The organism is Soonwooa sp. T0.1_25, assembly GCF_057652215.1.
The window spans coordinates 140,992-166,615 of the sequence record NZ_JBYFBZ010000002.1 but is presented as its reverse complement, the minus strand read 5'-3'; the positions used below and the strand labels follow the sequence as shown (position 1 = coordinate 166,615).

Sequence of the window (25,624 nt, the reverse complement as noted above, 5' to 3'; positions counted from 1 at the left end):
AAAATAGAAAAATGAATCTAGAAGGACGCAAAATTATCGTAAATAAATCGGTTAAAGATTTGACAGAAATGCTTAAGAATGCTGAAGATTACAAAGCATTGATGCCAGAGAGTCTTCAAAATTTTGAAGCGAGAGAAGGTGGTTTCAAATTTGGATTAAAAGGAATGCCTGAGATTGCGCTTAAGATTCAGGAAGTTACAGAAGAAAAAGTTGTTTTAGTTTCTGCAAGTTCTAGTTTGGATTTCGCGTTGACTGGTAATATGAGCCCAATTAATGAGAATCAAACTGAAGTTCAATTATTATTTGATGGAAAATTCAATCCATTTATCAAAATGATGGTTGAAAAACCCCTGAAAAACTTTATCGATGCTTTGACTGATAAAATCGAGCAACTTTAGAATTTAAGAAAAATCCCTGATGAATGGTCGTTTGAACTTCCTGTAACTGAGGAAAGTATGTTAATGTCGCCGTTTGTTTTTAGGACAGCCATAAAAGCAAAAATCAAAGCCTCCTTGTAATCAATTATTTGTCTATTTGGAATAATGACTTGGGTTTTGGTTTTTGCTTTAATTTTTTCTATTAAAAAAGTGTTGTGAGTTCCACCGCCTGTAAACAAAGCAGTTTTGATGTTATTTTGAATTAAATTAATAGCGATTTGCTCAGCAGCATGTTCTGTAAAAGTTGCTAATATTTCTAAATCCGAAAAGTCTTTTAATAAAGGCATTACGTGAGATTCTACCCATTCGTAACCTAGAGATTTTGGTTCGGATAATTGGTAAAATTCGATGTTATTTAACTTTTTTAAAAGTTCCGAATCAACATTTCCTTGCTTTGCTAATTCGCCATCTTTATCGAAATTTTGACCTTGTTTTTTCGCAAAATAATTTAAAATAATATTGACGGGACAAATGTCGTAACCAATTCTTTTTTCATCTTTTTTAAACGAAATATTAGAAAATCCACCGAGATTAACACAAGCATCAACTTCCGAAAACAAAAGTTCGTCACCTATCGGAACCAACGGAGCGCCGCTTCCGCCCATCAAAACGTCTTGCATTCTGAAATCGTAAACGATATTTTTCTTCGTTAAAATCTGTATGGCGCGACCATCGCCAATCTGAAGTGTAAATTTCTTTTCAGGTTGATGAAAAATCGTGTGACCATGTGAGCCGATAACATCTAAATTTTCAATGTTGTGTTTAGAAATAAAGTTTTGGCTAAGTTTTCCAAGTAGAAATCCATAATCGGAATTTAATTCAAATAACCCCTCAGCATTGAGGTTAACAGCGTTTCGGAGTTTATTTTCCCAAGTTTCTGAATAAGGAATTGTTTCAGTTTCTAAAATCTCAAAACGCCAATTTTCATCACTTTTCCAAAATTTAGAATAACATAAATCTAGTCCGTCGAGACTTGTTCCAGACATTAATCCAAGTGCGAAAAACTCCTGTGAAGTTGCCATTATAAGCCGGTTTTAGGAAGACCTTTGGTGTTGAATTGACCTGAGTTGTTGTAGAATGTATATTCTGTAAAGTCGTCTTTTGCGACCATTCCGTTGGCACCAACCAAAATATTACCATCTTGATCGGACACAAAAACTGTGTCTTTGGTGTACATTTTTCGGTTCTTTTTGTCCCAATTAATACTTTCTGTTACGAAAGTTCGACCTTCATTAGTAACAATTTTTACGCGACCTTTCGCAAAATAGAAGTCTTTTTTCTCATCATATTTTGCATATTTTGCCCAAATTTTCCCAGGAACTTTCGGATTTTTTTTATCAAAATATTCTAGATAGATTCCTTTTTTTGCCTCGACATAAGGCGAGTCTATTAACTCGTATTTTTCTAGCAAAGGCGCATCAAATCGCACTTTTACCTTACCCGAATCTCTCTGTATAATTTTTGCGTTATGGATAACTTGAGACGCAAAATTGGTGTTTTTCTTACGATCGCGTTTTGTGATGTCTTCGTCGCAAGAGTGTAAAACAAAAAGCATTAAGAAACTTAATAGAATTTTGTTTCTTAATGCTGTATGATTTGATATGTTACTAATTTTAAAAATCATTAGTAATAAATCTTAATTCTAGTTGTAAAGTCTTTTTGCAAACCACTTATCGGCAAAGTTAATACCTATGCGTAAGTTGATAAAGTTCTGTTGAATAAGATTGTTGGTAAGTGTACCTGTTTTTCCGATTTCTAAACCAAGATCAACAGAGTTCATTCTTGTTACACTACTTTTTTGGAATGGTAACGTAACACCTCCAGTTACTGCAAATCTATTGATGTTTTGTCCAGCTAGGTTAAGTGCTCCTTTTTGATAATAAGCCCCGTAACGATAGGTAACACGAGAGAAGTAATTTCTAAAGTTGTTGTAGTTAGGAAGAATCCAACCTCCAGCAGAAATTTTATAAGAATTTTGATATGCTAAAGTTTGTCCCAAAAAGTTGAAGTTTTCTCCATTTTTGTAGTCTAACTGCGTCCCAACAAACCATTTTGTCTCATGACCATAACCAAGACCAATTGAAAATTCTTGAGGTAAGAATTTTTTATCTTTAGTTTCTAATTGATCGATAATCGTTTCGTAACCTTTAACATCGCCAACACCTTTGTAATATGTGCTATTGGTGTATGTACTTTCCATTTGACCAGTCGTACCAAAAGTATAAGTTGCACCAACAGTCAACTTGTGATCGTTAATGAATTTCTTTTGGTAGGTTGTACCAAGCGTAAAGTTGAAAGATTTAATCTTGTTGCTATTTTCGTAACCGCTTAACAATTCTGCGTCAGAGAAAGTTACTTCTTCAAGATCGTAAAGTTTTCCGAAATAGAAATTTGTTCTAATACCTAAAGCAAAACTTGGTGTAATCTGATAACCAAGCGCTGCTTGTATCGTGTTAAGAGTACCTTTTCCTGTGTATTTGTGCCCTTCGATAGTTCCGGTGTCTGCGTTAGTCGATGTACGAAGTATTTCGTATTGCTTAGAGCTATAAGGTTGAAAGCCTAATCCGAATTTAACCTTCTTGCTAAGGGGCATTGCAATAGCAATATTTGACAAATAATTAGAGTGTTTTGTTACACTTGTATTATTATAGTCGGTTTTGTAAAAGTTATTTTCGTTGGTTCCTTCAACTTTAATGGTTGCTAATTCTAGGTTGGTATTAGCTGCTGGGTTTCTAAAGTTAAAACTATTATTAAAATCCCAAATATATGCAGTAGAAACGCCTCCCATTGAATTTATTTCCACAGTGTTATCATACTTTACATCACCAATTCCGTAGGCTGCATATGGAGAATTACCCACGCTTTGTGCGTTTAGATAGATTCCCGCTGTAAGTAATGATACGACAAAAGTCTTTTTCATCCGTTATTATTATCAAACCGCAAATATCTTAATTAATAATGAATCTCAAAAATTTATTTGGCGTTAAAGTTTGTTAAGTAGATGAATACTACAATAATTGACGTTCCTTTTAGATTTTTATTAAACTTAAACAATACAAATCCTCAAACTTATTTCTTTATATTTGTTGACATGAAATGGGAAAACATAATCGGGCAACAAAAACTGAAAAATCTTCTTTTATCCAGTATTGACGATAATCGAGTAGGACACGCACAGCTTTTTGTTGGTGAAGAAGGTTACGGTACATTGGCAATGGCTTTGGCTTTTTCTCAAGAGATTTTGTCTCGTGAAAATGCAACTGCAGCTCAAAAAGTAGAACATCTTAACCATCTCGATTTACATTTTAGTTTTCCAATTTTTACTGAGAAAAATATTTCGCTTAGTAAACGTTATTTTACAGAATGGCGTGAGATGATTCTCAAAAATCCGTATTCTAGTTTTGACGACTGGACCAATTATCTAGATTCAGAAAAGAAACAATTCTTTATTTCGGCACAAGAAGCCGAAGATATGCATGCTAATTTTGCACTAAAAAGTTTTGAAGGCGGTAGCAAAATTCTCATCATTTGGCGTGCTGAAAAAATGAATGAAGAAGCGGCTAACAAAATTCTGAAATTCTTAGAAGAGCCGCCAAAGAAGACTTACATTATATTATGTTCGGAAAAAATTGATAATATTCTGCCGACGATACTTTCTCGTTGTCAAATTGTTGAAGTCCCAAGAATTGATGATACGGACATAAAAACTTATCTTTCTTCAAAATTTCCAGATGCTGATGCATCACAAATTGATGCTGCAGTTGGACAAGCTCGAGGAAATCTAAATGACGCCCAAAAGATATTAGAAACAGGATCATCATCTAACGAGTTCGAAACTTTGTTTATACAATGGGTTCGTAATGCTTTTATGGCGAAAAAGAAACCTGAAGTTTTGCGTGCCATCATCCGTTGGTCACATGAGATTAGCACTTGGAATCGTGATAAACAAATTCGTTTTTTAGAATTCTGTACAGAGACTTTCCGTTTGGCATTGTTGCAAAATTATGCGAGTTCAAATCTTGTATATAGAAAGTTGGATAGCAATGGTTTTGGTTGGGATGCTTTTTCGACTTATATCAGCGGAGCCAATATCGAAGCGATTCTTGATGAGTTGACGGATGCCAGTTATCATATTTCTCGTAATGCTAACGCCAAAGTTGTTTTGACTGATATGGGCATCAAATTGACACGACACATTCATAAAAAGGCTGTTTAAGCTTTTCGCAAAAATTTTAATTTTTATTTAATAAAAATTTATTCAATCAATCGTTTGATTTTATTTAAAAATAATTTACATTTGCAGCAAAATTAATGTGAATGGAAATCTCTAAGGAAGAAAATATTCTTTTTGCCGCCGAAAGGCTTTTTGCTAAAAATGGCTTTGGCAGTACTTCCACACGCGAAATTTGTAAGGAAGCGAATGTAAATATTTCAATGATTTCGTATTATTTTGGTTCTAAAGAAAAACTTTACGAACGCATTTTCGAATACAGAATGAACGAAAGTGTGAGTTTCGGAAAAGATATTATTTCTAAACCCAATCTTAACGAATGGGAAAAATTCGAACTTCTTATTGACCAATTTTGTAATAGAGTGGTTCGTCTACGTGCTTTTTACAGGATTATGCAACGTGAACAATTAAGTAACAAAACCGCTTTCATCATCGATTTTTTAAAAACGTCTAAAATGAATTTTTTAGAGTTTTATTCCAAATTAATAAAGTCTGGTTACGATAATGGCGTTTTCACAAAACTTCCAAAAGTAGAATATGTCCACTCAACAATTGCAGGGACTTTATTTGCTGGCGTTAACGCAACACCTATGTATAAAGAATTTGCTGGTGCTCAAAACGATGACAACTTCGAAGCTGTATACTACGAAGGACTAAGCGAACATTTAAAAAACGTATTAAAATACCTGTTAGGTTATAATGAAAAATAAAGGAATTAATTTAGGAATATTACTACTCATCAGTAGTAATATTTTTTTTCAAGCACAGTCAAAAAAGAATTTAACACTTTCCGAAGCCATCGATCTTGGTATTAAGAATAGTAAAAGTCTTAAAATCGACGAAGCAAAAATTGAAGAAGCAACTGCTAATCTTCTCGAGGCTAAAAATCGACAACTTCCCGATCTTAAAATTTCTGGGACTTATATGTACATGCCGATAAAGCCGAATGTTAATATCAAACTTCCTGGTATGGGCGGTGGCGCAGGTCCAGAGGTTAATCAGGTGATGTTTGGTTCTGCAAATTTATCATACCCGATTTTTTCTGGTGGTCGAATTAAATACGGCATTGAGTCCGCAAAATATTTAGTAGAAGCTTCAAAATTAAGCTCTGAAAATGATAAAATTTCGGTGGCTTATAATGTGGCACAAGCTTACAATAACATGTTTAAAGCGTCACAAGCGATTAAACTTTTGGAAGAAAGTCTTTCGGCATCCGAAAAGCGTGATCAATCTTTTATTAAACTTGAAGACAATGGCGTTATCGCACGTAATGATCGTTTGAAAGCGCAATTGCAAACTTCTAATATCGAAGTTCAGTTATTGGAAGCCCACAACAATTACGACATTGCAAACATCAATATGGATTTGTTGTTAGGTTTGGCAGATAATACAGAAATCGAAATTGATCCTAATTATATCGAAGATCAAAACTTGCAAGACGATAATTATTATTTGACGGAAGCATTTAAAAATAGAAAAGACAAGCAGGCTTTAGAATATCAACAAAAAGCTGCAATACTTGGTACCAAAGCTGCAAAAGCCGAGAATCTTCCGACAATTGCTTTAACAGGAGGTTACGTCGCAGCGGACATTCCGAAGGTTTTGACAGTGACCAATGCAGTTAATTTCGGTGTAGGCGTACAATATAACCTAGCAAATATTTGGAAGAAAAATTCGAGTTTGGGTAAATCTTTAGCGGTCGAAAAACAATTGGAAGCTTCTTCTGAATTATTAGATGACCACATTACTTTGGATGTAAAAAAAGATATTCAGAACGAAAAATTAGCTTACAGAAAAATCGATGTTTATCAACGTGCTGTCGAACAAGCCAACGAAAATTTTAGAATTACTAAAAATAAATTCGATAATGGTTTAGCAACAATGACCGAATTGCTAGATGCTGATACTGCAAAATTAGCTGCTCAAGTTAACCTTATAAATTCTAAAGCAGATGCAACGTTAGCACACAAAAAATTATTACAAACAACAGGAAACTATTAATAAAACTATACTTAACACAATGTCAGATACAAACAATACAACAATAGAAACGCCGAAAAAGAAAAGTCCCATTAAATATATCGTTATGGCGGCGGTTATTTTAGGTGGTGGCTATTACGGACTTAAAGAATATCAATATTCACAAGGGCATGAGGAGACAGACGATGCGCAAATTGCTGCAGATGTAACGCCTGTTATTTCTAAAATCTCTGGTTATGTTGCCGAAATTAAAGTTAAAGACAACCAGTTTGTGAAAAAAGGTGATACCCTTGTCGTTTTGGATAATCGTGATCAAAAAATGATTTTGGAACAAGCACAAGCAGCACTAGAAACAGCATCTAGCAACGTGAGCAGTGCGCAAGCGGGTGCTAATGCAGCATCTCAAAATGTTAACACGTCGAGAGCGGCGATTGCAACAGCCAATGCACAAATCGAAGCGGCAAAAGTTAATGTTTGGAAAACCGATCAAGATCTAAAACGTTACACAATTTTGGTTAAAGATCATTCCATCACGCAGCAACAATATGAACAAGCTTTAGCAGCGAAACAAACTGCTGATAGACAATTGCAAGTTTTAATTGAGCAAAGAAATCAGGCAACGCAACAGACGGGAAGCGTTAGCTCTCAATCGATGGCGACGTCCGAGCAAATTGGGATCGCAAATTCTGTTGTTAAACAAAGACAAGTTGATGTAAAAAATGCAACACTTAATCTTTCTTACACCGTGATTCTTGCGCCAGAAGATGGTTTTGTATCAAAAGTGCCAACGCAAAAAGGTCAATTTTTACAAGCTGGTTCTCAGATTTTTAGTTTAGTTAATAAAAACGATAAATGGATAATCGCCAACTTTAAAGAAACGCAGCTTTCTAAAATGGTGGAAGGTCAAAAAGTTAATATCGAAATTGATGCTTTTCCTGATCAAGAATTCCATGGGGTGATTAGTTCTTTCTCCCCAGCCACGGGTTCTACTTTTTCATTACTTCCGCCTGATAACGCGAGTGGTAACTTTGTGAAAGTGGTGCAACGTCTACCTGTTAAAATTACATTTGATCATGCAGACCCTAAAGTTTTTGAAAAACTACGTGCTGGGATGAATGTTAAAGTTAGCGTTTCATTAAAAAGCTAAACACGACAATGCAAGATGACTCTTTAATAGAATATGGTTTTCGACGTGCCATTATCACCATTACGGCGATTATCTGTGCACTTTTGGAAATCGTAGATTCAACGATTGTCAACGTTGCACTTAACGAGATGAAAGGGAATCTCGGTGCAACGTTGTCAGAAGTTGGTTGGGTAATTACAGCTTATGCTATTGGTAACGTGATTATTGTACCAATGACGAGCTGGTTGTCTCAACAGTTTGGACGCCGAAATTATTTCGCAGCTTCGATTATTATATTTACCATATTCTCATTTTTATGTGGTAATGCGACCAATATTTGGGAATTGGTATTCTTCAGACTTTGTCAAGGCATCGGCGGTGGCGCTTTGCTTGTAACGTCACAAACCATTATCACCGAATCTTATCCTATTGAAAAACGAAGTATGGCACAAGCCATTTATGGTCTTGGCGTTATTATTGGCCCCACTTTGGGACCGCCACTTGGTGGTTATATCGTTGATAATTACAGTTGGCCTTATATTTTTTACATCAATATTCCATTGGGTATTATTGCGACTTTATTGACAATTCAATTTGTTAAAAGTCCAAGATTTGCCGAAAAGCGGAAAGCGTCCGACGTTGACTGGCTAGGGATTGGACTTCTAGCAGCTTTTGTTGGCTCATTACAATACATTTTGGAAAGAGGACATGAGGATGATTGGTTCGAAAGTAGAGCGATTGTATATTGTACATTGACAGCGAGTATTGGTTTTATATTGTTTATTTGGCGAGAGTTAACTTTTAAATATCCAATTGTAGAACTTCGCGTCCTTAAAAACGGAAATCTTCGTGTAGGGACAATTATGTCATTTATTTTAGGATTCGGATTGTATGGCTCAACCTTTATAGTGCCACTTTATACGCAAAGTATTTTGGGGTGGACGGCCTTACAGTCTGGCGCGTTGATGATTCCTGCTGCTTTAACAACAGCTTTTATGATGCCAATTATTGGACGACTTTTAACGAAAGGAGCCAAGCAACAGGTGTTGGTAGCTTTAGGTTTATTTATCTTTTTCGTTTATAGTTTTTGGGGTTACAAGATTTTGACGCCAGATACAGGAAAAGATGCGTTTTTCTGGATGTTAATTGTGCGCGGTTGTGGTCTAGGATTATTATTTATCCCAATCACATCTTTGTCATTAAGTACTTTGAAAGGTCCCGAAATTGGACAAGGTGCGGCATTTACTGGGATGATGCGACAGTTGGGCGGGTCTTTTGGGATTGCGGCAATTACAACTTTTATCGCCAATAGAAGTATGCAATATCGAAGTAATCTGGTGGAGAAACTAGATGTTAACGATTTGGATGTGCAACAAAGAATTGCAGGACTAAAAGCTAGCTTTATGTCAAAAGGTATGTCGCCGGATGTTGCATTACAATCTGCCTACAAAATTTTAGATTTTTCGGTGACCAAACAAGCTGCGGTATTATCGTATATGGATGTATTCTTGTATTTAGGGCTTGCATTCTTAGTTTGTATTCCGTTTGTGTTATTGGTTAGAAATAAAAAAGGTGGCGAAAAAATTGACCTCAGCGAAGCCATGCATTAAAATTATAAACTATTCTTTTTAATACAAAGCCAGCATTTTAATTTCTAAAATGCTGGCTTTTTTATTTAATATTCAAACCCAATTATTCGGGAATCTTCTCTTATTTGTTGTAGTAATTTTTTGTGATTTTCGTTTTTTCCAATAATTCGCCATTCAGTGTCTATACTATTTTCTCGATGGTTTTCACCAATTATTTCGTATTTCAGATTATATTTTACAAATAATTCTTTACAATAGTTTAGCTCACTATAAGACGAGGTAATAATGTGATAATTTCTTATTTTATGATGTATATCGATAAGACTTTGTACGTAACTCAAAGAATTTAGAATTAAAATAACGAGAATCATCCCTAACAAACCAAGATAAATATAGCCCGAACCCACAGCCATGCCCAGAGAAGCGGTTGCCCAAATTGTGGTTGCGGTTGTGATCCCGCTGATCCGATTTTCATCTTTAAAAATGACGCCACCACCTATAAATCCTATGCCAGTAATAATGTTGGCGGCAATTCTGTCATCCGAAGACAGTCCTATTTTTGTAGAAAGAATAGTGAAAATACAAGCGCCAAAACTTACCAATACAAAAGTTCTGAGACCAGCAGATTTATTATAATATTCTCGCTCGGTACCAATAATCATCCCAACAACAAGCGAAATACTAATGAGTATAACTTCATTTTCGGTTTTTAAATTAATAAACTCTTCCATAAAAACTATTTTAATAAAATTAGTTCCTTTTCTGTAATATTCAATGTTTTTTTCAAGGAAATATTGTTTTAGCTAATTTCTTAATTCCTCGGTAGGCTGTTGCTAGAAGAAGTTTATTTCGATTAAAGTACTAAAATAATAAGTATTATCCTGCGCCTTAATTTATCTCTTTCTTATACATTAATTTTTAATAGATTATTTATAAAAGACTGTATTAATTTGGTTTTATGGCAAATTTGCCCTATATTGAACTACTTTAACCAGTGTACGCAATGATTTCTTAGTATAAGAAGTCTCTCTTTTTTGGAATACATAGATATTCTATCAAAAAAAATTACACATAAAAACTACTTCTTTTAAGTAGTATCTAGAATCAAACAGTGATTCATTTTATCAGACGTTTAATCCTCTTTTCGTTTTACAGCGAAAAGAACAATATACATATATATGACAAATTTTAAAGTTGGAATTATTGGGGCAGGTCCTAGTGGACTAGCCATGTTAAGAGCATTTGAATCGGAAAAGAAAAAAGGTAATCCCATCCCAGAAATTAAATGTTATGAAAAGCAAGACAATTGGGGTGGTATGTGGAATTACACCTGGAGGACGGGTGTTGGCAAATATGGGGAGCCATTGCATGGTAGTATGTACAAATATTTGTGGTCCAACGGGCCTAAGGAATGTCTAGAGTTTTCTGATTATAGTTTTACCGAACATTTTGGACAACCCATTTCATCTTATCCTCCTAGAGAGGTCCTTTTTGATTATATCCAAGGTCGAATAAAAAAAAGTAAAGCTCGGGATTTTATTAAATTCAATACTGTCGCGCGTTGGGCAGACTATTTAGAAGATAAAAAACAATTCCGAGTGATTTTTGATGACTTGGTTAATAATGAAACTTTTGAAGAATATTTTGATTATTTGGTTGTAGGTACAGGTCATTTTTCTACCCCGAATTTGCCTTACTTTAAAGGCATCGAAAACTTCCCTGGCGCCGTGATGCATGCGCACGACTTTAGAGGTGCGGATCAATTTATTAATAAAAATATTTTATTGATTGGCAGTAGTTACTCAGCGGAAGATATTGCGGTACAATGTTACAAACACGGTGCGAAATCTATTACCATTTCTTACAGAAGCAATCCAATTGATACCAAATGGCCAAAAGAAATAAAAGAAAAACCTCTAGTTACCCATTTTGAAAATAACACAGCCTATTTTAAAGATGGTTCTACAGAAGCTTATGATGCGGTTATTTTTTGTACGGGCTATCAACATAAATTACCTTTTTTACCAGACGAGTTAAGGTTGAAGACCAAAAACTGTTTGTACCCCGATCAATTGTATAAAGGCGTAATTTTCAACAATAACGAACGATTAATCTATCTAGGTATGCAAGATCAATACTATACTTTTAACATGTTTGATGCGCAAGCGTGGTTTGCGCGCGATTATATGTTAGGCCGAATAAGTTTACCAGAACTAAAACTTCGAACCGACGATATTAATTTATGGAAAGCCGAAGAATTAGCAACACAAACGGGTGAAGATCATGTTGATTTTCAAACAGATTATATTAAAGATATTCTTTCTTACACAGATTATCCTTTTTTAAATTTAGATAAAGTAGCCGAAATGTTTAAAAGTTGGCTAAAAGATAAGGAAGAAAATATCCTCAATTATCGTGATAAGATATATACTTCAGTAGTTGATGGTACAGAAGCGAATATACATCATACACCTTGGATGAAGGAGATGGATGATAGTTTAGCACGCTATCTTGAGGAAACACCCGTTGACGAAAAAGAATTAGGTAAAGTAAATTATTACTAAAATAAAAAAGTCGGTTACTTTGCTAGCCGACTTTTTTTTTATTTTGTTTAAGCATTAAATTTCATATTCTGAATTCGCACCGCATTCAAAATTGCTAAAAGAGCAACACCAACATCAGCAAAAACCGCTTCCCACATCGTTGCAATTCCGCCAGCACCAAGTATTAAAACTACGACTTTCACCGAAAAAGCAAGAATAATATTTTGCCAAACAATTTTTTTAGTTTCCTTGCCGATGCGTATTGCCATAGGGATTTTTGATGGTTTATCATCCTGAATCACCACATCGGCAGTTTCTATCGTGGCATCACTTCCTAATCCGCCCATTGCAATTCCGACATCGCTCAAAGCAACAACAGGAGCGTCATTAACGCCATCGCCAACAAATGCTACACTTGCGCCACGCGATTTTATTTCTTTCACTTTACTAACTTTATCTTCGGGCAAAAGATCTCCAAAAGCATTGTCAATAGAGAGTTTTTCGGCAACAGATTTTACAACAGCAGATTTATCACCACTCAACATCGTTGATTTGATGTTCAGTTTTTTAAGTTCAGAAATCGCTTTGGCAGCATCTTCTTTAATTTTGTCTGAAATTGTAATATAACCAACAAATTTTCCGTCCAACGCAATAGCAATCAAGGTTTCTACAAATTGAGAATGATCAACATTGTATCGAATGCCGAATTTATCCATTAATTTAAAATTTCCTGCAAGAAAATCTTTACCTTCAATTTTTCCTTTCAAACCATGGCCTGCAATTTCTTCGATATTTTCCATTTTTAAGTGATGGTCAATTTCACCAACATATTCATGAACTGCAGTGGCAATCGGATGTGTAGATTTACTTTCGATAAAATTTAAGAATTTTAAAATTTCATCTTTATTAAAATCAGTAGAAATATTAACGTCTTTCACTTCGAAAACCCCTTCTGTTAGCGTTCCTGTTTTGTCCATCACCACATTTTTAATGTCTGATAAAATATCAAGAAAACTACTTCCTTTGAATAAAATTCCGTTTTTACTTCCAGCACCAATTCCCCCAAAATATCCAAGCGGAATACTTATTACCAAGGCGCAAGGACAAGAAACGACCAAGAAAATACAAGCTCTGTACAACCAATCTTTGTAGTCGTAAGTTTCAACAAAAAAGTAGGGTAGCAAGAAAATTCCTAAAGCCAAAAACGTGACAATTGGCGTATATATTTTCGCAAATTTTCTGATGAAAAGTTCTGTTTGTGCTTTTTGAGAAGTGGCATTTTGTACCATTTCCAAAATTTTAGAAAGTTTAGAATCTTTAAACTCTGTTTTAATTACAACTTCTGAAACCGAATTTAAATTAATCATTCCAGCATAAACAAGATCGCCTTTTTGCTTGCCATCAGGTTTACTTTCTCCCGTTAAAGCCGCCGTATTAAAAGATGCTTTTTCCGATAATAATTCGCCGTCCAAAGCTAACTTTTCACCAGGTTTCAACTGAATAATTTGACCAATTTGTGCTTCTTCAGCTTTAATTGTTTTTACTTGATTTCCTTCTAAAATGTTTACCTCATCTGGCCTTTGGTCCAGTAGAGTTTTGATATTTAATTTCGCTCGAGAAACCGCCATTCCTTGAAAAGCTTCACCAACAGCGTAAAACAGCATCACGGCAACACCTTCAGGATATTCACCAATCGCAAAAGCCCCAATTGTCGCAATCGACATCAAGAAAAATTCGGAGAAAAAATCGCCATATCTGATGCTTTCAATGGCTTCTTTGATCACGGGAAAACCAACAGGAATGTAAGCTATCAAGTAAAAAACCAGTCTAACATAACCCGAAAACCAATCTGGTTTTACAAGAAAATCTAATCCTAAACCGACAAGTAATAACACCAACGAAATGATCGCCGGCAAAAATAATTGAAAAGTCGATTTGTCGGATTCGTGGTCGTGATTATGAGAGTGTCCGTTCTCATGATTGTCATCGTGATTATGGTCGTGAGAATTGTGGTTTTGAGATTTATTTTTTGGACGATTATCGGTTGAGCAGCAATGTTCCATATTTTTTTATTTTAAACAAATTTACGAACAAAGCACATGCAACACTATTGCAAAGTTTCAACACAACTTTTGCAAATGCCGTTAGCCACGAATTTTAATTCTTTAATTACATAATCTTTAGGAAAATCTACGTTCTGGAAATTGATATTTTCTAAGCAAACCGTGTTTTTGCATTCTGTACAGAAAAAATGCAGATGATAATCATGGTGACTATCTTCATTACAATTGTCGTGACAGAACAAATATTGCGTGGTATGATTTTCTTGAATGCTATGGATTAAACCTTTTTTTTCAAAGGTTTTTAATGTTCGGTAAATCGTGCTTCTGTCAGCAGTTTCCAAGATTTCTTGCAGCTCAGCCAACGAAATAGAATGCTCGGTTTTCAAAAACTCGGCTAATACCAGTTGTCGCATAGGCGTAATTGGGATGTTTTTATTTTCGAGAATTTTTTCTATTTCGCTAGTTGTCATTTTTGATAAATTTATTTTTTTTCAACCAAATCCAAAAACTGTTGTTCGTCCAAAATCGTAATTGTTCCGATATCTTGGGCTTTTTTCAATTTACTTCCTGCTTTTTCGCCAACAACAAGATAATTAAGGTTTTTAGAAACCGCAGAAATATTTTTTCCGCCGTGTTTTTCTACCATTTCTTCGGCTTGTTCTCTTGTGAATAAAGATAGTTTCCCGGTGAAAAGAAAAGTTTTATTTTCTAAAACAGTGCTTATGATTTCGTTGGTACTTTCGCCTTTTTCGAGTTGAACGCCATAATTTTTCAACCGCTCAATCATCAAAAGGTTTTCTTGATTATGGAAGAAGTCAACAATGCTTTCCGCGATTTTTCCACCAATGTCTTCAACTTGTGTTAGTTCTTCGGCGGTTGCATTTTTCAGATCTTCAATCGTTGCAAAATTCTTTACTAACTTCTTTGCAACCGTTTCACCAACATGTTTTATGCCGATTCCGTACAACACTTTTTCAAACGGAATCTGCTTTGATTTTTCAATTCCATCGATAATATTTTGCGCCGATTTTTCTGCCATTCTTTCCAAAGGCAACAATTGTTCTTTGGTTAAGGTGTAAAAATCCGCTGGATTTTCAATTAATTTTTCGCGGTACAATTGCTCAATCGTTTCACTTCCCAGATTCTCGATGTTTAAAGCTTTTCGAGAGACATAATGTATCATTCTTCCCACAACTTGCGGCGGACAGTGCAAATCGTTGGGACAAAAATGAATAGCTTGGTCTTCAATTTTTACTAGGGCAGTTCCACATTCTGGACAATTCGTGATGTATTTCACTTCCTCGCTTTCTGCAAAACGTTTTTCGGTATTTACACCAACAATTTTCGGGATAATTTCGCCACCTTTTTCGACGTAAACAAAATCATTTTCGTGTAAATCGAGTTTTTTAATGATGTCTTCGTTGTGCAAAGAAGCGCGTTTCACAATGGTACCGGCCAGTAAAACAGGTTTCAGATTAGCAACAGGCGTCACGGCTCCGGTTCTTCCGACTTGGTAAGAAATGCTCTGCAATTCGGTTTCAACTTTCTCTGCTTTGAATTTATACGCCATCGCCCAACGCGGAGATTTGGCTGTATAACCCAATTGTCGTTGGTGTTTTAAAGAATTGACTTTAATTACAATTCCATCGATTTCAAAAGGTAAATTGTGACGCTCGGTATCCCAATAATTGATAAAATTTTTGACATCATCCAGAGTAGTGCACAATTTTGCTTGGTCTTCCGAAACTTTAAAACCCCAATTTTTAGCTTTAGCCAGCAGATCCCAATGCGTCTCCGCAGGGAATTCTTCTGCAATATATTGATACAAAACCGCTGAAAGTCCACGTTTTCTCACTTCCGCAGAATCTTGCATTTTCAAACTTCCGCTTGCTGTATTTCGGGGATTCATAAAAGGATCAAGTCCTTCCTCCTCACGTAGTTTGTTGAGTTTATCAAAGTGTTTTCGGGTTAAATAAATTTCGCCTCGAATAAAAAATCTGTTCGGGAAATCGCCTTTTAGTTTTAATGGAATATCCGAAATTGTACGAACATTATTCGTGATTTCATCACCTTGAAATCCGTCGCCACGCGTTACCGCTTGGGAGAGCTGTCCGTTTTCGTACAAAATAGAAATCGACGCGCCATCGTATTTTAGTTCTGCAACAAATTCCACAGGCTCTTCGATGGTTTTAATGATTCGCTTTTCCCAATCTTCCAAATCATCAAAATCATAAGAATTATCTAAAGAATACATTCTGAATTGATGCTGAACTGTCGGAAAATTTTTGGTCACACCGCCACCAACACGCAAAGTAGGAGAGTTGGCATCTGCAAATTCGGGATATTTTTCTTCTAAATCTTGTAGTTTTTTAAGCATAACATCGAATTCGAAATCCGAAATACTTGGCTCATCAAGAATGTAATAATTGTAATTGTGCTGGTGAAGCTCTTGGCGCAAAGCCTCTATTTTATGCTGAATATCGTGGGACATCTTTTTGAAATTGTAAAAACAAAGATAATAAATCTTACCTCGATTACTATAAAAAGCTTCTCGCTGATTTTTAAATCTGAAGTCATTTTTGATTTTTTTTTAAAACCGTAGAAACCGTAAAAGTTTTCAGTTTTTTAAAAATTCAAAATAGCGGTGAGGCTCTAATATTTCATTTTTAAATTAGTTTTGGTTGGGTTGAAATGTAAAACATGAAAAAAACACAAATAATTGCGCATCGCGGATTTTGGAAAACCATTCCAGAAACGTCTGAAAATTCTGTTCAATCTTTAAAAAATGCTTAAAAGTTCCATGTTTACGATTCCGAATTCGATGTTTAAATGACTAAAGATGCGAAGCTTATTGTTTTACTTGAATGGTGATTTAGATCCACAAGAATTGAAAGAAGCAGGTTTGGATGGTCTTGATTACAATTTTGAGTTGCTTTTATAACATCTTAACTGGATTCCTGAAGCGCAAAGTTTAGGTTTAAGAATCAATTCTTGGACGGTAAATGATTTTGAAGTTTTTGAAATACTTTACAACACTTGTATTGCGTTTATTAAAACAAATACGCCCGATGTTTTTATGAGAAATTAATAAAAAACCGGTCATGTAAGTGGGCTTAGATTCGCTTACAAATCCTACATATTTACATAGATTGTTAATGATGTAATTTAGAAAAAATATAGTTCAACTGACGCCGAATTTCTCAATCTTAATTTATCTTGTTTTTAAAATTAATACAATCTTTGTTTTAAAAAACAGCTATTAGGACGTTGCGAATAATGCCTTTACTAAAAACAAAATGCATAATTAGTTAGCACGCAATTATTAGAAAACGAAATTCATTGTGTAACTTTGCAAAACATAAAGTTAAATCATGAAAAATAATAAAATGACGAGCTTAAAAGGAAAAAATGCAATTATAACAGGCGGTGGAAGAGGTTTGGGAAAAGCGGTTGCCATTGCACTTGCTAATGAAGGTGTGAATATAGGAATTACAGGACGAAACGAAGAAAATCTTAAAAATACAGTTGAAGAGCTGAAAAATCTGGGCGTTAATGCAAGTTATTCGGTTTTTAATATTGATGATGAGGTATCGGTAAATAACGGAATCAAAACTTTGGTTGCAGATTTGGGAAGTATCGACATTTTGGTAAATAATGCGGGAATTGGTGATTTTGGAAAAATCAATGATATGTCAACCGATGTGTGGGAGCAAGTGATGAAAACGAATTTGTTTGGAGTCCTTTATACTTCGAAAGCGGTGTATCCATTTTTAAAAGAAAAAGGTCAAGGTGATATTGTGAATGTGGCTTCTACAGCTGGTCTTAAAGGTGGCGCAGGCATGTCTGCTTATGCAGCGAGTAAAGCAGCGGTGATTTCTTTATCGCAGTCGATGATGGCAGAATGGAGAAAGGATAATATCCGCGTCATCACGTTAACACCAAGTACAATTGCTTCTGATATGAGCATCCAAGGTGGATTAACAGACGGAAATCCAGAAACGGTTCTTCAACCAGAAGATTTTGCAGAATGGGTTAGAGATATTTTAAAAATGAATCGCAGAGCAGTGATTGCGAATGGTTCAATTTTTTCAACGAATCCGTAACTCTCATAACAATATAAAACAAAAGCGCAACCAAATCTGGTTGCGCTTTACCGTTTGTAAAATTAAATAATATAATTCGAAATACTACTTTCTAATTATCAATTTTTGAGATTGGCCAATTCCAAATCCCTCTACTTTAACAACATATACACCGTTAGAAAATTTTGAAGTGTTGATACTTTGGTTAGATCCAGATACGATTTTGCTTTCAGAAACAAGGTTACCAACCATGTGATAAATTTTAACAATTAGGTTGCCTTTCGCATTTTTAGTGTTTATAAAAACTTGATCTTTTGCAGGATTAGGATCGATGCTAATGTCTGTTTTAGAAGCAGTTTCGTTAGTCGCTAACTTACATTCTGCAGGAATTTCGAAGTCTTCAACCTGATCTGCTAAATCTTATTTGATGTGCCAATCTTGCTTCGCGACCTTTAATAAAATAAACTACCTCATCGGTTACATCGGCAACCGAATTTATTTTTAAAAGTCCTTTTTATCAGAATTATTTGTTGCGAATTTATAATCTGCCTGATTTTTAATTTTCAAACGATTAACAGCAATAGCGAATGCACTTTCGGCACTTAGGCTAGCTTTATTACTTGCAATCTTAGATGTGCTAGTAACTGAAGTTGCTAATCCGTTGGTTGCGGACACTATTTTTTTATCCTTTATTAAAAAAGTTGCAGATTTTGCAAAAACAGGTATTCCGTTTATTGTTTGTTGCACAACTACTACATCTGCATTCATAGATTGAGAGTTGTCGATATTTCTAATTTTAAAATCGTTGATTGCAGTTGGCACTGCAGCCATTTTTTATCAGATTTTAAATATTTTGAAATTTGATCTTCGTAAGATTGTGCGTTTCCAAAAATAAATGCCAAAACAGCAGGAAGAATTAAAAAAGCCTTTAGTTGATTTCTTTTCATAGTAACTCAATTGTTGGTTGAAATTTTCAGTTAACTGAATAATTTCAGAATTAAAATTGTTGTTCGGTTTATTGTATTTTTTAAATATAAAATCCTTAAAATTTTATACGAACAAAAAAAGTAATATTTTATAATATTTATAAAATATTACTTTTTTTGTTCGGTGTTTATATACAAACATTTGTTAATGATGCAAGAAAGATTTAAAATTTTGTAATACACTAATAACCCATATATTAAAAATTGTTGTTGTTGATTTTAGTACAAAGAGTAGATAATTTATCTATCTACAAACTAACTAACGTTAGTTAATTTTTTAAAATGTAGCAGTTTTTTATAATTTCAATTTATGAAGAAAGTGGGTTTTTATTTACTTTATTAAAAAGTAATTATTACATTATTGTTAGAAAATATATTGATGTTTTATTAATATAGTAAATAAAAAACGTCGACTTCTATAAAGAAACCGACGTTGTAGGGATTGTATTTTTATAACCTAGATAGGTTTGAATTCTAAATGTTGTTCTGCTAACAGCTTTTCAGCTTGCTCCTTGTAATGGCCGCTAACCAATTTATCATGGATTGCTTCAAAGGCGGCAAGTGTTTCATTAATCTCTGTGTCTGTGTGAGAAGCTGTTGGGATTAATCTTAATAAAATCATCCCTTTCGGAATAACTGGATATACAACAACCGATGTGAAGATTCCGAAGTTTTCGCGAAGATCTTTTACTAGAAGTGTCGCTTCAACTGGTGTACCTTGCATCATAACTGGCGTTACACAAGTGTTGGTGTCACCAAGGTTAAAACCTCTTTCTGTTAATCCGTTTTGTAGTTTATATACGTTTTCCCAAAGTTTAGCTTTAATCTCTGGACGTGTTCTTAATAATTCCAATCTTTTAAGACCACCAATAACCATCGGCATTGTCAAAGATTTAGCAAAAATTTGAGATCTTAAGTTGAATTTTAGATATCTAATGATGTCTTTATTACTAGCGATAAATGCTCCAAAACCAGCCATAGACTTAGCAAAAGTTGAGAAATATACATCAATCTGGTCTTGACAACCTTGCTCTTCACCCGCTCCGGCTCCAGTTTTTCCTAAGGTACCAAATCCGTGCGCATCGTCAACCAGTAATCTGAACTGGTATTTATCTTTTAGTGCGCAAATTTCTTTTAACTTACCTTGTTGTCCTCTCATTCCGAAAACACCTTCAGTAATTACTAAAATTCCGCCACCTGTTTCTTCCGCAACTTTAGTAGCTCTTTTTAAGTTTTTTTCTAAACTTTCGATATCGTTATGCTTGTAAGTAAAACGCTTGCCAGAGTGCAATCTTACACCGTCAACGATACAAGCGTGAGAGTCCATATCATAGACAATAACGTCATGACGATCAACTAAAGCGTCGATTGTAGAGACCATACCTTGGTAACCAAAGTTAAGTAGATAAGCCGATTCTTTTTGAACGAAATCTGCTAACTCTTTTTCTAATTGTAAATGTTGGTCAGTTTCTCCAGACATTGCACGTGCTCCCATAGGGTAGAACATACCATATTCTGCTGCTGCTTTTGCATCTGCAGCAATAACTTCTGGATGATTACAAAGTCCTAAATAATCGTTGGCACTCCAGAAGATAACTTCTTTACCTTGGAATTGCATTCTTGGTCCGATTGGTCCTTCTAATCTTGGAAATATAAAATAACCTTCGCCATAATCTGCAAATTGTCCTAATGGTCCAGGGTTTTGTTTAATTCTGTCAAAAATATCCATGTACTATTTCTTTATAAAAAATAAGCTCCCGATAAAAACCGGGAGTATTTTTATTTAATTATTTCTGTTTTAAAAACGTCTTCGTAATTGTGAAAGCAATTGTTGACGAAACCTTGTTCTGCCATCCATTTGTCACTATACACTTTAGTAATGTAACGAGAACCGTGGTCTGGGAAAATCACAACAACAACATCGGTATCTTTAAGAGGATTGATGTTAGCATATTGTATTAATCCTTGTACTGCAGCACCGGTCGTATAGCCACCCATGATAGCTTCTTTAAGAGCAATTTCTCTTGTACGGTAAGCACTCATCTCATCATTAACTTTGATAAAACGATCCACTTTTTCAAACAAAAGCGCAGAAGGAATTAAGTTTTTCCCCATACCTTCAATCTGATAAGGATGAATCTGAGTTTTATCTATTTTACCAGTCTCATGATAAGTTTTAAGAATAGAACCATCAGCATCAACACCAATAATTTGGATGTTTGGATTTTGTTCTTTCAAATACTTTGCCGATCCAGTTAATGTTCCGCCAGTACCAGTACAAGCAACAAGATGAGTTATTTTACCTTGTGTTTGCTTCCAAATCTCGGGACCAGTTGTCTGGTAGTGTGCATCAATATTTAGTTCATTAAAATATTGATTGATATAGATAGAATTAGGCGTTTCGCTAGCAATGCGCTTAGCGACTTCGTAATAAGATTTCGGGTCGTCGGCTGCTACGTTAGCTGGACAAACGAAAACCGTTGCTCCTAAAGCTTTTAGGTAGGCGATTTTTTCAGGTTTTGTTTTGTCACTTACGGCCAGGATACATTTGTAACCTTTGATAATACACACCATTGCTAGAGAGAAACCCGTATTCCCCGAAGTAGTTTCTACAACGACAGAGTCAGGCTTCAAAAGTCCTTTCTTTTCAGCACTTTCTATAATATGAAGTGCTATTCTATCTTTGGTAGAATGTCCAGGGTTATAAGATTCCAACTTAGCGTATACAGTCGCAGGAATGTCCTTTGTAACTTGATTTAATTTTATAAGGGGAGTATTCCCAATTAAACCAAGAATGTTATCGTATACATTAGTCATTATTTAACATTTTTCTCACTAAAAAACTGTTTGCAAAAATACAAAAAAAATAATAGCGAAGTTAGTGTTTATCACTAAAAAATATCAGCTATTGCTTTTTCATGGTTTTTTTAAGTTTTGTGAAAGTTTCAAATATTGAGCCAAAATTAAAATTCTGTTAAAAGACGAATGAAAATCAGTTAAAAGTCTTATTTTCGCACTAATTTGTATAAAATATGAAGAATTGGACTTTTAAACAATGGAATACCATATTGGGTTGGGTTGTTTTTGGCATTGCTTTAATCACGTATCTATCAACGATGGAGCGTCGTCTTAGCTTTTGGGATTGTGGAGAATATATTTCTTCGGCGGTTAAGCTGGAGGTAACTCACGCGCCCGGTGCAGCTTTATTCCAATTAATTGGAGCTGTATTTGCGATATTTGCGTTAGGTAATTCTGAGAACTATGCTTTAGTTATTAATGCTTTGTCGGCAATTTGTAGTGCGTTTACTATTTTATTTTTGTTTTGGACGATTACACATTTCACAAGAAGATTATTTAATAAAGAATATTCGGATCTTTCGGTAACTGAACAAATTGGTGTATTGTTTTCTGGAGCTATTGGTGCTTTGGCTTTCACATTTTCTGATACTTTTTGGTACTCCGCAGTTGAAGGAGAGGTATATGCGATGGCCACAATGTTTATTGCTTTACTACTTTGGTTAAGTACTAAATGGGAAAACGAATATCATGACCGTGGTAGCGAACGTTGGATTATTCTAATTTTCTTCATCGTTGGACTTTCTGTTGGGGTACACATGATGTGTATGTTGGCATTACCTGCAGCTTGTTTTGTCTATTATGCCCGTAATTATAAATTTACTTGGAAGAATTTTATCATCGCAAATCTTGTTACCTTATTAATATTAGGTGCGGTTTTTAAAGGTATTTTTCCTTTGATTATGACTTTATTTGGTAAGAGTGAAATTTTCTTCGTTAACGGAATGGGACTGCCTTTCAATAGTGGGACAATTTTCGCTTTTGCAGTTTTGGTATTGATTTGTTATTTCTTAATCAATTATTCAAGAAAAATAGGGAAGTCTTTGTATCAAACGATTGCTTTATCAATTGTATATATGGTGATTGGTTTTTCTTGTTGGATGGTGATTCCTATTCGTGCGAATGCTAATCCACCCATGAACTTGAATGATCCTGATAATGCTATTGGAATGCTTGATTACTACAATCGCGTGCAGTATGGTGATTGGCCGACAATGTATGGTCAAAATTATACCGCATATTTGGATTATAACGGGATTCTTAAAAATGAAGACGGAAGTTTTAAAACTAAGAAAACTGGTGATGTTTACGAAAAAGATGAAAAATCTGGACGTTATCGTGTAGTTGGAGAGCGTTTTAATTATGTCTTTAATCCTGCACAAGTGAGCTTCTTGCCAAGAATGTTCAGTGAAGATAAAAGTGTTATTGCTAATTATATCTCGATGTATGGTGCGCCAGATTTTACATTTAATTATGATAATGAAGATGCCGCGAATAGCCAGGAAGCACAACAATATTTTGATGCTCTAAGAAAGAAATTCGAGAACGGAAGTTTAAAATATAGCGATTATAACGAGGCTAAACAGTTTGAATTAATTAATGTTCAGCGTCCAAGTTTAGCACAGAATTTAGATTATTTTATCACATTCCAAAACTATTATTATTTCGTTAGATATTTACTTTGGAACTTCTCAGGAAGACAAAATGATCTTGAAGGAAATATGCAAAACACGAATGGTAACTTTATCACAGGGATTTCTTTTATTGATAATAATCTTTGGGGTAATCAAAATGATATGCCTGTAAAATTCAGAAATGAAAGTACAGTTTACTTTTTCATGTTGCCATTATTACTGGGTCTTTTAGGATTCTTCTTCCAACTAAACAGAGATTTTGGAAGATTCTACGCGATTTTATCCTTATTTATATTGACGAGTGTCGCAATTGTTTTCTACACAGGTGTTAAACCTTTCGAAGTTAGAGAACGTGACTATGCGATGGTTGGCGCTTTCTATGCCTTTGCGATTTGGATCGGTTTGGGAGCTGCGACGATTTTCCATTTTGTACAACGAAAAGCTGACAGCAAAAATGTAAATTGGGCTCTAGGTGCGGTATTAATTGCAATTCCGTTAATGATGGGCTTCCAAAATTATAATTCGCATGACAGAAGTCAAAGAAGTGCTGCTTACGATTATTCTTATTCTTCTATTAAATCTTTACAGAAAAATGCATTATTGTTTGTATTTGGCGATAATGATACCTATCCAGTTTGGGGATTACAAGAGACGGAAGAGATGCGTCCAGATGTTAAAATCGTAAATTTTACATTGTTAACAACGCCTTGGTATCTGGACCAAATGAAGCGTAAAACGTATGATGCAGCACCTGTACCGTCAACATTTGTACACGAAGATTATAGAGATGGTGCGAATGACCAGATCTATATGATGACAAAAAAAGATTGGGAGAATATTTTTGCTAATCTAAAACAAGCTGGTGCGCCAGAAACGGAGTTTGCAGAGTATAGAAAATTCTTAACGCAAGACTCACTGACGGTTAAAGAAGCCATTAGTTTCTTAAAACAAAAAACTGAAAATAAAACCGAAATCTTAAAAATGATTTTCGGTGAAAATAGCAAAACAGAACGTTTTAATTTTATCCCAGTTTCTAAGTTTGTACTGCCAGTTAATGTTGATAACGCTGTTAAAGCTGGTATTATAACTGCGGCCGAAGCACCATTGGCACAGAAGTCTATTTTGATTAATTACAAGAAAAATAGCATGTTCAAAAACAATTTGATGTTGTTGGATATCCTTGCAAATTTTGATTGGAAACGTCCGCTTAACTTCTCAAATGGTGGCGTATACGATCCTGAAAACTTATTCTTCCTTCAAGATTATCTTCAATTGGATGGTTTTAGTTATCGTTTGGTTCCGATCAAAACGCCAGAATCTGAGTCTGGTGAAATAGGAAGAGTTAATGCAGAGCAAATGTATCATGTTGTTAAAAACTATAAATGGGGTAATTTCAAAAATCTGAATGTCCATTTTGATGTTGCAGCATTAGAAAATATTTTGGGTTACAGATTGTCAACAAGCCGTGCGGCTGTTGCTTTGGCACAAACTGGTCAAAAAGCAAAAGCTATCGAATTACTTAATCTAATTAGCAAAGAAATTCCTGAATCAAAATACAATGATCCACGTTCTGTAAGTGCCATTGCTCATGCATATATTGTTGCCGGTGATGAACAAAAAGGTCTTAAAATGGCGGAGGTTATTAAGAAAGATATCTTTAAAGAATACGATTATTATTTAGGTTTAAAGCCTCAGTTCCAAGCTTATTCGGCAAGACAAATGGGTGCAAAACCAATGGAATATGCCTATTTGGTTAATTCAATCTCGGACGCTTATAATGTGATAGGTCAAAAAGACAAAGGTTACCAATACACGGTTAATGCAGTGTTAGTTATTGATAAGCGATTTGATGCGTTTGTAAAAGAGTTACAAATGTTAGGGAAGGAGAAAGCTTTTAATAGATTAGACGAATCTCATAACATTACAAACTTCTATCAATATCTATTTGATGTGACCAACAAGTATGATACAACTTACGCCACCGAAAAAGAAGCGCAAGTGACACAAGCTTTGATGAAAGTCGCGCAATAAAATTTATTGAAAATTAAAATAAATACAGGTCTTAAGTTTTCTTGAGGCCTGTTATTATAAAACACA

At 34.8% G+C, this 25,624-nt stretch carries 20 protein-coding genes; 9 read left to right on the top strand and 11 right to left on the bottom strand.

Going from position 1 to position 25,624, the window contains the following annotated elements; all coding sequences use genetic code 11:
* Positions 1–11: 11 nt before the first annotated feature.
* Positions 12–398, top strand: a complete 387-nt coding sequence (locus tag AC23MB_RS03915) for an SRPBCC family protein (RefSeq protein ID WP_312321509.1) — start codon at positions 12–14, stop codon at positions 396–398.
* Here the strand turns inward: AC23MB_RS03915 and AC23MB_RS03910 are convergent.
* From AC23MB_RS03910 to bamG, 3 genes are read right to left on the bottom strand one after another with little or no spacing between them, the layout of a single operon-like run.
* Entirely contained in the window at positions 395–1,459 is a 1,065-nt protein-coding gene (locus AC23MB_RS03910) for an anhydro-N-acetylmuramic acid kinase (RefSeq protein WP_487786564.1), read from the bottom strand. The two genes, AC23MB_RS03915 and AC23MB_RS03910, sit on opposite strands and share 4 nt — an antisense overlap.
* Positions 1,459–2,061, bottom strand: a complete 603-nt coding sequence (gene lptC / locus AC23MB_RS03905) for an LPS export ABC transporter periplasmic protein LptC (RefSeq protein WP_079665818.1) — start codon at positions 2,059–2,061, stop codon at positions 1,459–1,461. The genes AC23MB_RS03910 and lptC overlap by 1 nt, the downstream gene beginning before the upstream one ends.
* A gap of 18 nt (positions 2,062–2,079) precedes the next feature.
* Positions 2,080–3,357 carry a BamG family beta-barrel-assembly machinery protein gene (bamG, locus tag AC23MB_RS03900; RefSeq protein ID WP_313028037.1) on the bottom strand — a complete coding sequence of 426 codons (1,278 nt, stop codon included), beginning with the start codon at positions 3,355–3,357 and terminating at the stop codon, positions 2,080–2,082.
* 171 nt (positions 3,358–3,528) lie between these two features.
* Here bamG and AC23MB_RS03895 point away from each other — a divergent pair, with 171 nt between their 5' ends.
* The 5 genes from AC23MB_RS03895 to AC23MB_RS03875 all read left to right on the top strand — a co-directional run bounded on the left by AC23MB_RS03895 (position 3,529) and on the right by AC23MB_RS03875 (position 9,384).
* Positions 3,529–4,653 (top strand): DNA polymerase III subunit, encoded by a 1,125-nt coding sequence (locus tag AC23MB_RS03895; RefSeq protein ID WP_487786692.1) that lies wholly within the window; start codon positions 3,529–3,531, stop codon positions 4,651–4,653.
* 101 nt (positions 4,654–4,754) lie between these two features.
* The gene (locus tag AC23MB_RS03890; RefSeq protein WP_487786563.1) at positions 4,755–5,378 is read left to right on the top strand and encodes a TetR/AcrR family transcriptional regulator; all 624 of its coding nucleotides are present in this window, start codon (positions 4,755–4,757) and stop codon (positions 5,376–5,378) included.
* Entirely contained in the window at positions 5,368–6,669 is a 1,302-nt protein-coding gene (locus AC23MB_RS03885) for a TolC family protein (protein WP_487786562.1), read from the top strand. The genes AC23MB_RS03890 and AC23MB_RS03885 overlap by 11 nt, the downstream gene beginning before the upstream one ends.
* A gap of 19 nt (positions 6,670–6,688) precedes the next feature.
* A complete protein-coding gene (locus AC23MB_RS03880) occupies positions 6,689–7,795 on the top strand; it encodes an HlyD family secretion protein (RefSeq protein WP_487786561.1) in 1,107 nt (368 codons plus the stop codon).
* Between the two features lie 8 nt (positions 7,796–7,803).
* Positions 7,804–9,384, top strand: a complete 1,581-nt coding sequence (locus AC23MB_RS03875) for a DHA2 family efflux MFS transporter permease subunit (RefSeq protein ID WP_409506861.1) — start codon at positions 7,804–7,806, stop codon at positions 9,382–9,384.
* 65 nt (positions 9,385–9,449) lie between these two features.
* Here the strand turns inward: AC23MB_RS03875 and AC23MB_RS03870 are convergent, their stop codons facing one another.
* On the bottom strand, positions 9,450–10,094 hold the full coding sequence (locus AC23MB_RS03870; RefSeq protein WP_487786560.1) for an MgtC/SapB family protein: 645 nt from the start codon (positions 10,092–10,094) through the stop codon (positions 9,450–9,452).
* 447 nt (positions 10,095–10,541) lie between these two features.
* Here AC23MB_RS03870 and AC23MB_RS03865 point away from each other — a divergent pair, with 447 nt between their 5' ends.
* Entirely contained in the window at positions 10,542–11,927 is a 1,386-nt protein-coding gene (locus AC23MB_RS03865; RefSeq protein ID WP_431411965.1) for an NAD(P)-binding domain-containing protein, read from the top strand.
* 47 nt (positions 11,928–11,974) lie between these two features.
* Here the strand turns inward: AC23MB_RS03865 and AC23MB_RS03860 are convergent, their stop codons facing one another.
* The 3 genes from AC23MB_RS03860 to ligA are packed head-to-tail and all read right to left on the bottom strand — an operon-like array spanning position 11,975 to position 16,460.
* Positions 11,975–13,969 (bottom strand): heavy metal translocating P-type ATPase, encoded by a 1,995-nt coding sequence (locus tag AC23MB_RS03860; RefSeq protein WP_487786559.1) that lies wholly within the window; start codon positions 13,967–13,969, stop codon positions 11,975–11,977.
* A gap of 44 nt (positions 13,970–14,013) precedes the next feature.
* A complete protein-coding gene (locus AC23MB_RS03855) occupies positions 14,014–14,439 on the bottom strand; it encodes a Fur family transcriptional regulator (RefSeq protein WP_487786558.1) in 426 nt (141 codons plus the stop codon).
* An 11-nt stretch (positions 14,440–14,450) separates the two neighbouring features.
* Positions 14,451–16,460, bottom strand: a complete 2,010-nt coding sequence (ligA, locus tag AC23MB_RS03850; RefSeq protein ID WP_487786557.1) for an NAD-dependent DNA ligase LigA — start codon at positions 16,458–16,460, stop codon at positions 14,451–14,453.
* An 880-nt stretch (positions 16,461–17,340) separates the two neighbouring features.
* Here ligA and AC23MB_RS03845 point away from each other — a divergent pair.
* Complete coding sequence (locus tag AC23MB_RS03845) at positions 17,341–18,072, top strand: 3-ketoacyl-ACP reductase (protein WP_487786556.1); 732 nt, start codon at positions 17,341–17,343, stop codon at positions 18,070–18,072.
* Between the two features lie 84 nt (positions 18,073–18,156).
* On the opposite strand, the gene AC23MB_RS03840 is transcribed toward AC23MB_RS03845, so the two are convergent.
* The 4 genes from AC23MB_RS03840 to AC23MB_RS03825 form a co-directional block, all read right to left on the bottom strand.
* Positions 18,157–18,384 (bottom strand): T9SS type A sorting domain-containing protein, encoded by a 228-nt coding sequence (locus AC23MB_RS03840; RefSeq protein ID WP_487786691.1) that lies wholly within the window; start codon positions 18,382–18,384, stop codon positions 18,157–18,159.
* A gap of 168 nt (positions 18,385–18,552) precedes the next feature.
* Entirely contained in the window at positions 18,553–18,882 is a 330-nt protein-coding gene (locus AC23MB_RS03835; protein WP_487786555.1) for a hypothetical protein, read from the bottom strand.
* Between the two features lie 612 nt (positions 18,883–19,494).
* A complete protein-coding gene (locus AC23MB_RS03830; protein ID WP_487786554.1) occupies positions 19,495–20,766 on the bottom strand; it encodes an aminotransferase class I/II-fold pyridoxal phosphate-dependent enzyme in 1,272 nt (423 codons plus the stop codon).
* A gap of 50 nt (positions 20,767–20,816) precedes the next feature.
* Entirely contained in the window at positions 20,817–21,854 is a 1,038-nt protein-coding gene (locus AC23MB_RS03825; RefSeq protein ID WP_487786553.1) for a PLP-dependent cysteine synthase family protein, read from the bottom strand.
* 215 nt (positions 21,855–22,069) lie between these two features.
* Between AC23MB_RS03825 and AC23MB_RS03820 the strand changes: the two genes are divergently transcribed.
* Complete coding sequence (locus AC23MB_RS03820; protein ID WP_487786552.1) at positions 22,070–25,558, top strand: glycosyltransferase family 117 protein; 3,489 nt, start codon at positions 22,070–22,072, stop codon at positions 25,556–25,558.
* The last annotated feature ends 66 nt before the right edge of the window (positions 25,559–25,624 follow it).

Excerpts from the sequence above, each read along its gene's own strand:
- lptC (WP_079665818.1), bottom strand. The coding sequence starts at position 2,061 with ATGATTTTTAAAATTAGTAACATATCAAATCATACAGCATTAAGAAAC.
- AC23MB_RS03845 (WP_487786556.1), top strand. The coding sequence starts at position 17,341 with ATGAAAAATAATAAAATGACGAGCTTAAAAGGAAAAAATGCAATTATA.
- AC23MB_RS03895 (WP_487786692.1), top strand. The coding sequence starts at position 3,529 with ATGAAATGGGAAAACATAATCGGGCAACAAAAACTGAAAAATCTTCTT.
- AC23MB_RS03830 (WP_487786554.1), bottom strand. The coding sequence starts at position 20,766 with ATGGATATTTTTGACAGAATTAAACAAAACCCTGGACCATTAGGACAA.
- bamG (WP_313028037.1), bottom strand. The coding sequence starts at position 3,357 with ATGAAAAAGACTTTTGTCGTATCATTACTTACAGCGGGAATCTATCTA.
- AC23MB_RS03855 (WP_487786558.1), bottom strand. The coding sequence starts at position 14,439 with ATGACAACTAGCGAAATAGAAAAAATTCTCGAAAATAAAAACATCCCA.
- AC23MB_RS03915 (WP_312321509.1), top strand. The coding sequence starts at position 12 with ATGAATCTAGAAGGACGCAAAATTATCGTAAATAAATCGGTTAAAGAT.
- AC23MB_RS03910 (WP_487786564.1), bottom strand. The coding sequence starts at position 1,459 with ATGGCAACTTCACAGGAGTTTTTCGCACTTGGATTAATGTCTGGAACA.
- AC23MB_RS03865 (WP_431411965.1), top strand. The coding sequence starts at position 10,542 with ATGACAAATTTTAAAGTTGGAATTATTGGGGCAGGTCCTAGTGGACTA.
- ligA (WP_487786557.1), bottom strand. The coding sequence starts at position 16,460 with ATGTCCCACGATATTCAGCATAAAATAGAGGCTTTGCGCCAAGAGCTT.
- AC23MB_RS03880 (WP_487786561.1), top strand. The coding sequence starts at position 6,689 with ATGTCAGATACAAACAATACAACAATAGAAACGCCGAAAAAGAAAAGT.
- AC23MB_RS03885 (WP_487786562.1), top strand. The coding sequence starts at position 5,368 with ATGAAAAATAAAGGAATTAATTTAGGAATATTACTACTCATCAGTAGT.
- AC23MB_RS03825 (WP_487786553.1), bottom strand. The coding sequence starts at position 21,854 with ATGACTAATGTATACGATAACATTCTTGGTTTAATTGGGAATACTCCC.
- AC23MB_RS03820 (WP_487786552.1), top strand. The coding sequence starts at position 22,070 with ATGAAGAATTGGACTTTTAAACAATGGAATACCATATTGGGTTGGGTT.
- AC23MB_RS03875 (WP_409506861.1), top strand. The coding sequence starts at position 7,804 with ATGCAAGATGACTCTTTAATAGAATATGGTTTTCGACGTGCCATTATC.
- AC23MB_RS03835 (WP_487786555.1), bottom strand. The coding sequence starts at position 18,882 with ATGGCTGCAGTGCCAACTGCAATCAACGATTTTAAAATTAGAAATATC.
- AC23MB_RS03860 (WP_487786559.1), bottom strand. The coding sequence starts at position 13,969 with ATGGAACATTGCTGCTCAACCGATAATCGTCCAAAAAATAAATCTCAA.
- AC23MB_RS03890 (WP_487786563.1), top strand. The coding sequence starts at position 4,755 with ATGGAAATCTCTAAGGAAGAAAATATTCTTTTTGCCGCCGAAAGGCTT.
- AC23MB_RS03870 (WP_487786560.1), bottom strand. The coding sequence starts at position 10,094 with ATGGAAGAGTTTATTAATTTAAAAACCGAAAATGAAGTTATACTCATT.